This is a genomic window from Actinotalea ferrariae, from assembly GCF_019733465.1.
GTDB lineage: Bacteria > Actinomycetota > Actinomycetes > Actinomycetales > Cellulomonadaceae > Actinotalea > Actinotalea ferrariae_A.
In genome coordinates this window covers 1-8,060 of the sequence record NZ_JACVQL010000118.1, presented here as the reverse complement: position 1 = coordinate 8,060, position 8,060 = coordinate 1, and the positions used below count along the sequence as shown (strand labels likewise).

The 8,060-nt window shown below is 74.3% G+C and carries 11 protein-coding genes and 3 tRNA genes; 6 read left to right on the top strand and 8 right to left on the bottom strand.

Translation table 11 applies throughout. The annotated features are described in order from the left end of the window. Positions 1-148 precede the first annotated feature (148 nt). A complete protein-coding gene (gene orn, locus ICW40_RS10525) occupies positions 149-787 on the top strand; it encodes an oligoribonuclease (protein ID WP_221653778.1) in 639 nt (212 codons plus the stop codon). Between the two features lie 79 nt (positions 788-866). Here orn and ICW40_RS10520 read toward each other — a convergent pair. Beyond that, positions 867-942: transfer RNA gene (locus tag ICW40_RS10520), tRNA-His, on the bottom strand. 50 nt (positions 943-992) lie between these two features. Next, entirely contained in the window at positions 993-1,934 is a 942-nt protein-coding gene (locus ICW40_RS10515; RefSeq protein WP_221653777.1) for an ATP-grasp domain-containing protein, read from the bottom strand. 172 nt (positions 1,935-2,106) lie between these two features. Between ICW40_RS10515 and ICW40_RS10510 the strand changes: the two genes are divergently transcribed. Continuing rightward, on the top strand, positions 2,107-2,460 hold the full coding sequence (locus tag ICW40_RS10510) for an STAS domain-containing protein (protein WP_221653776.1): 354 nt from the start codon (positions 2,107-2,109) through the stop codon (positions 2,458-2,460). A gap of 53 nt (positions 2,461-2,513) precedes the next feature. Here the strand turns inward: ICW40_RS10510 and ICW40_RS10505 are convergent. The 3 genes from ICW40_RS10505 to ICW40_RS10495 form a co-directional block, all read right to left on the bottom strand. Next, positions 2,514-2,586: transfer RNA gene (locus ICW40_RS10505), tRNA-Lys, on the bottom strand. An 85-nt stretch (positions 2,587-2,671) separates the two neighbouring features. Further along, positions 2,672-2,971, bottom strand: coding sequence for a hypothetical protein (locus tag ICW40_RS10500; RefSeq protein WP_221653775.1), 300 nt, complete (start codon positions 2,969-2,971; stop codon positions 2,672-2,674). A 202-nt stretch (positions 2,972-3,173) separates the two neighbouring features. Beyond that, positions 3,174-3,470: a GroES family chaperonin gene (locus ICW40_RS10495; protein ID WP_221653779.1), complete on the bottom strand. Its 297-nt coding sequence runs from the start codon at positions 3,468-3,470 to the stop codon at positions 3,174-3,176. Positions 3,471-3,556: 86 nt separating this feature from the next. Between ICW40_RS10495 and ICW40_RS10490 the strand changes: the two genes are divergently transcribed. Further along, on the top strand, positions 3,557-4,024 hold the full coding sequence (locus ICW40_RS10490) for a peroxiredoxin (protein WP_221653774.1): 468 nt from the start codon (positions 3,557-3,559) through the stop codon (positions 4,022-4,024). Positions 4,025-4,041: 17 nt separating this feature from the next. Then, positions 4,042-4,123 (top strand) — tRNA-Leu (locus ICW40_RS10485). A gap of 7 nt (positions 4,124-4,130) precedes the next feature. Here the strand turns inward: ICW40_RS10485 and ICW40_RS10480 are convergent. Beyond that, complete coding sequence (locus ICW40_RS10480; RefSeq protein WP_221653773.1) at positions 4,131-4,520, bottom strand: ATP-binding protein; 390 nt, start codon at positions 4,518-4,520, stop codon at positions 4,131-4,133. Between the two features lie 158 nt (positions 4,521-4,678). Here ICW40_RS10480 and ICW40_RS10475 point away from each other — a divergent pair, with 158 nt between their 5' ends. Then, entirely contained in the window at positions 4,679-5,545 is an 867-nt protein-coding gene (locus tag ICW40_RS10475) for an alpha/beta fold hydrolase (protein WP_221653772.1), read from the top strand. A 103-nt stretch (positions 5,546-5,648) separates the two neighbouring features. On the opposite strand, the gene trxA is transcribed toward ICW40_RS10475, so the two are convergent. Next, complete coding sequence (gene trxA, locus ICW40_RS10470; protein ID WP_221653771.1) at positions 5,649-6,053, bottom strand: thioredoxin; 405 nt, start codon at positions 6,051-6,053, stop codon at positions 5,649-5,651. 158 nt (positions 6,054-6,211) lie between these two features. On the opposite strand from trxA, the gene ICW40_RS10465 reads away from it, so the two are divergent. Continuing rightward, the gene (locus ICW40_RS10465) at positions 6,212-6,763 is read left to right on the top strand and encodes an NUDIX hydrolase family protein (protein WP_221653770.1); all 552 of its coding nucleotides are present in this window, start codon (positions 6,212-6,214) and stop codon (positions 6,761-6,763) included. A 9-nt stretch (positions 6,764-6,772) separates the two neighbouring features. Here ICW40_RS10465 and ICW40_RS10460 read toward each other — a convergent pair. Then, positions 6,773-8,060: ATP-binding cassette domain-containing protein (locus ICW40_RS10460; protein WP_221653769.1), on the bottom strand; the 1,288-nt coding region annotated here is incomplete at its 5' end.

The following is an 8,060-nucleotide window of genomic DNA, read 5'->3' as shown; positions in this document are numbered from 1 at the left end:
GCCGCGGCCGCCGCCGTCGGCGTCGGCGCGTGGCTCGCCGGGACGCTCCCCGGACGTCCGCCCACCGACCCGGCCCCGCCCCCGCCGGGCGGGCCCGCCGCCGGTGGACCACCGGCTCCCCGCAACGGGGAACCCGTACAGTGACCGCGTGAGCCCTGCTGCGCCGAACGACCGGATCGTCTGGATCGACTGCGAGATGACCGGTCTCGACCTCGAGCGCGACGCGCTCATCGAGGTCGCCGCCGTCGTGACCGACTCCGAGCTGAACGTCCTGGGTGACGGCGTCGACGTCGTCGTCGCGCCGCCCGCGGGTGCGCTCGAGCAGATGGAGCCCTTCGTCCGGGACATGCACACGACGTCCGGGCTGCTCGACGTGCTCGCCGACGGCGTGACGCTCGAGGAGGCCGAGCAGCAGGTCCTCGCGTACATCAAGGAGTGGGTGCCCGAGGCCCGCAAGGCACCGCTCGCGGGCAACTCCGTCGGCACGGACAAGACCTTCCTCGACCGTGACATGCGCGAGCTCGTCGACCACCTGCACTACCGGGTGATCGACGTCTCCTCCGTCAAGGAGCTCGCACGCCGGTGGTACCCGCGGATCTACTTCGCCTCGCCGGCGAAGACCGGCGGCCACCGTGCGCTCGCCGACATCCTCGAGAGCATCGACGAGCTGCGCTACTACCGTGCCGCGATGCTCGTGCCCCAGCCGGGACCCGACTCGGCGACCGCGAAGCAGATCGCCGCCGACATCGCGGCGACGAGCGTGCGCCGCTCCGCGCCCGCCCCCTGACCGCGGCCGAGCGGGGACGTCCCTGGAGCACGAACGGCACCTGGCGCGATGCCAGGTGCCGTTCGACGTCTCAGGACGGTGGGGTGGCTAACGGGACTTGAACCCGCGACCCCCTGGACCACAACCAGGTGCTCTACCAACTGAGCTATAGCCACCACGGCCCCGTACCGGCCGCTCGCGCGGCGGTCACGGACCGGCGAGAAGTCTACACAGTCGCGGCGGGTGCTCCGGGCACACGCTCGAGGATCGCCGTCGCGAACCGCTCGACGGCGCCGTCGCCCAGGCTCATGAAGAGCGACGGCTCGACCGTCTCGAGCTCCATGAGGACCGGCTGGTCGTCGTCGCCGCTCACGAGGTCCACGCGCGCGTACAGGAACGGCTGCGACGGGAGGTCGCCTCCGGACTGCGCGAGCAGGCCGGTCGCCGTGGCGATGACGTGACGCGCCATGTCGAGCTCGACGTCGGACGCCTCCACGCGGCTCATCCGCTCCTCCTTGTAGAGGCCCGTCCCGCCCAGGTCGGGACCCGTGAGCATCGCGCCCTTGCGGACGCTGTGCGAGTACTCGCCCGAGATGAAGATGTGCGCGCGCTCGCCCACGGTGTCCACGCTCGTGAGGTAGCGCTGCACCATCACGGTGCGCCCGGCCTCGAGGAGCCGCCGGGCGTGCGCGATGGCCAGCCCGCGGGAGCCTGCGTCGATCGCGGTGTACCGCCCGGTGTCCACGGACCCGGCGGAGACGGCCGGCTTGATGACGAAGTCGCCGTGGGCCGGGAACCGCGTGTGCAGCGCGCGCGACGACAGGTGACGCTCGGGCTCGAGCCACATCGTGGGCACGATCGGCACGCCGGCCCGCTCCAGCTCGGCCAGGTAGTGCTTGTCCGTGTTCCAGCGCACCACGGGCGCGGGGTTCACCAGGGTGGTGACGGACTCCACGCGGTCCGCCCAGGCCACGAACTCCGCCTGGCGCGTCGCGTAGTCCCACGTGGACCGGATGACGACGAGGTCGTAGGCCGCCCAGTCCACGGCGGGGTCGTCCCAGACGGCCGCCTCGACGTCGACGCCCCGCCGCTCGAGCTCGCCCAGCAGGGGGCTCTCCTCGGCGTCGAGGGTGGGGAGGGCGGCACAGGTGGCGAGGGCGATCTTCACCCGGTCACTGTACGGTCCGCGGCGCGGCCCGACCGCCGACGTGGGCTGGGCGCCACCCGGGGGCGCGCTGCGCGCCCCGGCCGCGCCGCACATGTGGGAGCGCTGCCGCAGTGCCAACGGGGCCGGTGTGCGGTTTGATCCTGAGGAGGGCTGCACACGAGAAGGGACTCTCATGGCGGGAGCACAGACCCAGGACGACGAGATGTCGGGCATGGCTCTGGTCGCGGAGCCCGACCGATCCGTCGTCCGAGCCTGGGGCGAGATCGACCTCTCGGTACGTCGCTCGGTGAGCGAGCTGTGCCAGACGGTCGCCCAGCGCGCCCTGCCCGTGGTCATCGACGCACGCGACGTGACCTTCATCGACTCGACGGGGATGTCCATCCTCGTGCGGCTCGCGCGTGACGCGGAGGCCAACGGCTACCCGGTGCGCCTCGACAACGCGCCGTGGATGCTCCGGGAGCTCCTCACGATCACGGGCGTCGACCAGCTGCTGCCCCTCGGGGAGTCGCAGGCCGAGGAGGGGTAGCGCGAGGAACGACGAAGGCCGGGCCCCGCGAGGGGACCCGGCCTTCCGACGTGTGCGCCATCAGGGACTCGAACCCCGAACCCGCTGATTAAGAGTCAGCTGCTCTGCCAATTGAGCTAATGGCGCGCGGTGCACGAGGTTAGCACCGAGCATGCGGAGACGCGAAACCGCTGGTCAGCGGCTCCGCGGCGCGGTGGCTGCCCTCAGCCGCTCAGGCCTGCGCCTCGCCGCCGTCGGCGTCCTGCGGCGCGGCCTCGTGCTCCGGGGCACCGTGCTCCTCGTCCCACCACGCGACCTCGGGCAGGCCCTCGTCCTCGAGGATCGCGGGCGACGCCGGGCCGTCCGGGTTGGCGAGGTCCGCCAGGAGGGCGAGCGGGACGCCCTCGGCGAGGAGGCTCATCACCTCGGTCGACGCCTCGGTGTCCGCCTGCTCGACGGCCTCGACGGCCGCCGGCTCGGGCTCGAGCCCGGTCACTGCCTCGTCGTTGCCCACTTCGGTCTCCAGACCCATCGCCCGACCCTCCCCTCGCTGTGCCCAACCGTCACACAACACCACCTGCGGACGCCGCACGCAACGGGTCGCACGGAATTCACACGTCCGCCGCGCGGCGCGGTGCCTGGTCACGGGCGGGCCGGCGCGGGACGAGGTCGTGCGCGGCCGTGGTCGGGGCCCTGGGCACTCCCGGTGCCCGGACCTCGCCGGGTCGAGGCGCTCAGAGGTAGAGGCCGGTGCCCTCGCCGCCGGTCTCCGGCTCCGCGACCCCGTGGATGTCCCGCTCCCGCAGCAGGAGGTAGTCGACGCCGGCCAGCTCCACCTCCGCCCGGTCCTCCGGGTCGAACAGGACCCGGTCGCCGTGGGCGACCTGGCGCACGTGCTGGCCGGTCGCGACCACGAGGCCCCAGGCGAGCCGCTTGCCCATGGTCGCGGTGGCCGGGATCACGATGCCGGACGTGGAGAGGCGTTCGGCGGACTCGGCGTCGAGACGGACGAGCACGCGGTCGTGCAGCATCCGGACGGGCGGGCGCGGAGGGTCGGACGGGACCGGGGATGTCACGTCGCCGACGGTACATTGGGCGGCCCACCCCGAGGAGGACCATGCCCCGCCTGTCCGTCGGTGACGCCGCACCCGACTTCACCGTGCCCACCGCCGACGGCGGCCGCTTCACGCTCTCCGAGCAGCGCGGCACCCGCGTCGTGATCTTCTTCTTCCCCGCCGCCATGACGCCCGGCTGCACCACGCAGGCGTGCGACTTCCGGGACTCGCTCGGCTCCCTGCAGGCAGCCGGCTACACCGTCCTCGGCGTCTCCCCCGACCCGGTGCCGCGTCTCGCCGAGTTCACCGAGTCGGCCGCGCTGACGTACCCGCTGGGCTCCGACCCCGACCGGGCGGTGCTCGACGCCTACGGCGCCTACGGCGAGAAGAAGCTGTACGGCAAGACCGTGGAGGGCGTCATCCGGTCCACCGTCGTCGTCGGGGCGGACGGCACGGTCGAGCTCGCGCAGTACAACGTCAAGGCGACGGGCCACGTCGCCAAGCTGCGGCGGGACCTGGGGCTCGACTGACCCTAGGCTCGGCCCGAGCGCGAGTGGCGAAATCGGCAGACGCGCCAGGTTTAGGTCCTGGTGCCCTCGGGCGTGCGGGTTCGACTCCCGCCTCGCGCACCCTCGGTCAGCCGAGGTCCGGGCCCTCGGCGGCGAGCGGCACCTCGAACCACACGGTCTTGGTGCCGCCGGACTCCTGCTCGACACCCCAGTCGCCCGAGAGCACGTCGATGAGCATGACCCCGCGCCCGCCCGGCGAGCTCGGCTCGACGTGCTTGACCACCGGCAGCGAGGGCGAGGCGTCGCGCACCGAGATGCGGACCCGGTCGCCACGGCGCACGAGCTCCAGCCGCACCTCGCCCCCGGGCGGGCCGTGCCGCACCGCGTTCGTCGCGGCCTCGGTGGTCAGGAGCGCCACGAGGCGCAGCGCGTGCTCGGACGCGCCCTCGGCACGCGCGAGCTCGACGGCCCAGTGACGACAGGCGGGGACCCGGCCGAGGTCGGCGGCGAACCTCACGTCACCCCGCCCTCTCGCCCTGCCGGGCGTCCGTCGTCCGTCGTCGTCCGTCCGAGCATGAGCGATCCGGGCCGAAGCCGCACCCGGGATGCCGTGCGGCAGCCCCTCCTCGACCATGGTCGGGTCGGGACGGCGGGCTGCGGTCGGAGGAGGCAGGGGTGCTCGAGGGCTTCGAGCTGGCGACGGCGGCCGTGGGCGACGTCGTCGTGCGCTACCGCACCGGGGGCGTGGGCGAGCCGGTCGTCCTCCTGCACGGTCACCCGCGCACCCACACGACCTGGCACCGCGTGGCGCCGCTGCTCGCGACCCGCTGGACCGTCGTGTGCCCGGACCTGCGCGGCTACGGGGGCTCGTCGGCGCCGCCGTCGGACGACGAGCACCGTCCCTACTCCAAGCGCGCGATGGCGGGCGACGTCGTCGCCCTCATGGACCTGCTCGGGCACGAGCGGTTCGCCGTCGTCGGGCACGACCGCGGCGCCTACGTCGCCCACCGGCTCGCCGCCGACCACCCGGACCGCGTGACCCGGCTGGCGGTCCTGGACGCCGTGCCCATCGGCGCGGCGCTCCTGCGGGCCGACGCGCGCTTCGCGCAGCTGTGGTGGCACTGGTTCTGGCTGGGGCAGACGGTGCGGCCGGCCGAGGACGTCATCCTCCGCGACCCGGCCGGCTGGTACGCCCTGCAGGCCGACCCCGCGCTCATGGGCGCCGAGAACCACGCCGACCTCATGGCCGCGGTCGCCGACCCGGCGACGGTCCACGCCATGTGCGAGGACTACCGCGCGGGGCTCGGCGTCGACCGGGCCGCGGACGACGCCGACCGGGCCTCAGGACGGCGGCTGCGCTGCCCCGTCCTCGTCCTGTGGTCGACGCTCGACGACATGGCGACGCTCTACGGGGACCCGCGGCAGGTGTGGCGGGAGTGGGCCGACGACGTCAGCGGGGCCCCGGTGACGAGCGGTCACCACATGGCCGAGGAGGCGCCCGACGAGCTCGCGGCCGCCCTCACGGCGTTCCTCGCCCGCTGAGCGCTCCGTCGAGCACACGCGCATGCGAGCACCCGGACACGCCAGGAGGGCGCGGTCGCCCGCGCCCTCCTGTGTCGTCCACCCGCCGAGCGGGCTCCGTAGGTCAGTGCTGGTGGTCGTGCGCGTGCTCGTGCTCGGCCTCGTGGGCCTTGGCCTGCTCCGCGAGCTCCGCCCGGACCGCGTCCATGTCCAGGCTCTTGACCGCCTGGACCACCTGCTCGAGCGACTGCTTGGGCAGGGCGCCGGCCTGGTTGAAGACCAGGATGCCGTCGCGGAACGCCATGAGCGTCGGGATCGAGGTGATGTTCGCCGCGGCCGCGAGGCCCTGCTCCGCCTCGGTGTCGACCTTGGCGTGGACCACGTCGGGGTGCTCGCCGGCCGACTCCTCGAAGACGGGGGCGAACTGGCGGCACGGACCGCACCAGGAGGCCCAGAAGTCGACGAGCACGATGTCGTTGCTCGTGACGGTCTTCTCGAAGTCGGACTCGGTCAGCTCGACGGTCGCCATGGTGTTCCTCTCGTTCGTCGTCACCCTCGTCAACGCACGCGGCCGGGTGATATTCCGCCCGGCTCACCGCCGTCGGCCCGCGGTGGCGCCCCGCCGCCTCCCGTCGCCGGCCCCGTGCGCTTCGCGGGCCCTGCTCCCCGCGCAATAGGCTGCCGGTCGTGACGGAGACCGCCGACTACCCCGAGGACCCCCGGCCGGACGGCTGGCTGAGCGCGCGCGAGCTCGCGACGGCGCGCTCGCGGCTGCCCCTGCTGTACGTGGACGCGGTGCCGGTGCGCGTGGACGACAGCGGCGACGTCGTCGCCGTGGGCCTCCTCCTGCGGGTCAACGGCGCCGGCGTGATGACCCGCGCCCTCGTCTCGGGGCGCGTGATGTACCACGAGCGCGTGCGCGACGCGCTGCTGCGACACCTCGAGAAGGATCTGGGGCCGGTCGCCCTGCCGCAGATCCCTGCGGCGCCGCAGCCGTTCACGGTCGCGGAGTACTTCCCGACGCCCGGCGTCACGCCGTACCACGACCCCCGCCAGCACGCCGTCTCGCTCGCGTACGTGGTGCCGGTCTCGGGCGACTGCCAGCCGCAGCAGGACGCGCTGGACCTCGCGTGGCTCACGCCCGAGGAGGCCTGCGGCGAGCAGGTCCAGGTCGAGATGACCGGCGGCCACGGCTACCTGCTGCGCCAGGCGATGGCGCACGTGGGCCGCCTGCCCTGACCCGCGCGCTCAGAGGGCGAGCTCGGGCCAGCCGGCCAGGTCACGCCGCAGCGCGCGGTCGTGCGTCGCGACGACGACCGCCGCGCTGGTCGACAGCAGCGCCTGCGTGAGCTCGTCGACGAGCGCGACGGACAGGTGGTTGGTCGGCTCGTCGAGCAGCAGCACGTGCGGCGCCGCGAGCAGCGCCCGGGCGAGGGCGAACCGTCGCCGCTGACCGACCGAGAGCTCCGCCAGCGGGCGGTCCAGGTCCTCCTCGGTCAGGAGTCCCAGCGACGCCACGGGGACGAGCCGCTCGGGGTCGAGGGCACCCGCCTCGAGCAGCGCCAGCGCGTGCGCCGCGTACACCTCGAAGCCCGTCACCGGACCCCCGTCCTGCGCGGGCGGCACGACGTCGGCGTCGTCGTCCTGGCCCAGCAGCCCGAGCCGGACGCCGGGGGCGACGTGCCGGACGCCCCGGACGGACGGCACGGCGCCGGCGAGCACGCCGAGGAGGGTCGACTTGCCGGCGCCGTTGGGGCCCGTGACGAGCAGCCGGCCGCACGGCGGCAGGTCCACGCGCACGCCCGGCAGGTCGAGGCGTCCGGGGACGTGCACGCCCCGGACCTCCAGGAGGGAGCGCGAGCCGTCCGCGCCCGGGGGCAGGGCCGGCAGGTCGGGGAAGGAGAGCTCGAGCGGCGGGACGGGGACCTCCACCGCGCTCGCCTCGAGCCGCTGCACCAGGCGGTCCGCCGCCTTGACGTGGATCCGCGCCCGCGTCGCCCTGCCGTGCCTGGCCGATCCCTTGGGCGGCCGCCACTCGTCCGAGAGGCCCTCGTAGGCCTCGTCCAGCCGCTCCGCCAGGGTCGCGGCGCGCTTGCGCTCGGCGGCGTACCGCGCCCGCCACCGCCGCAGCGCCTGCGAGCGCTGGAACCGGTACGTCGCGTAGCTCGACTCGCCGTAGAGGGTCGGCCGTCCGTCGACGGACGGGTCCAGGTCGAGGATCGCCGTCATCACGTCGTCGAGGAGGCGGCGGTCGTGCGTGACGATGACCACGACCCCGGGCCAGCGGCGCAGCTCCTCGGTGAGGTGCTCGATGCCGTCGACGTCGAGGTGGTTCGTCGGCTCGTCCAGCAGCAGGACGTCGGGCCGCTGCGCGATGCGGCACGCGAGCCGCGCCCGGTACCGCTCGCCGACGGACAGCTCGGCGAGCCGCCGGTCCGTGTCCCGCGGCGCCCCGAACCGCGTGAGGGCCTCGTCCGCGCGGCGGTCGGCGTCCCACACGGCGAGGCGCTCGGCGGCCGTCAGCGCACGCGCGAGC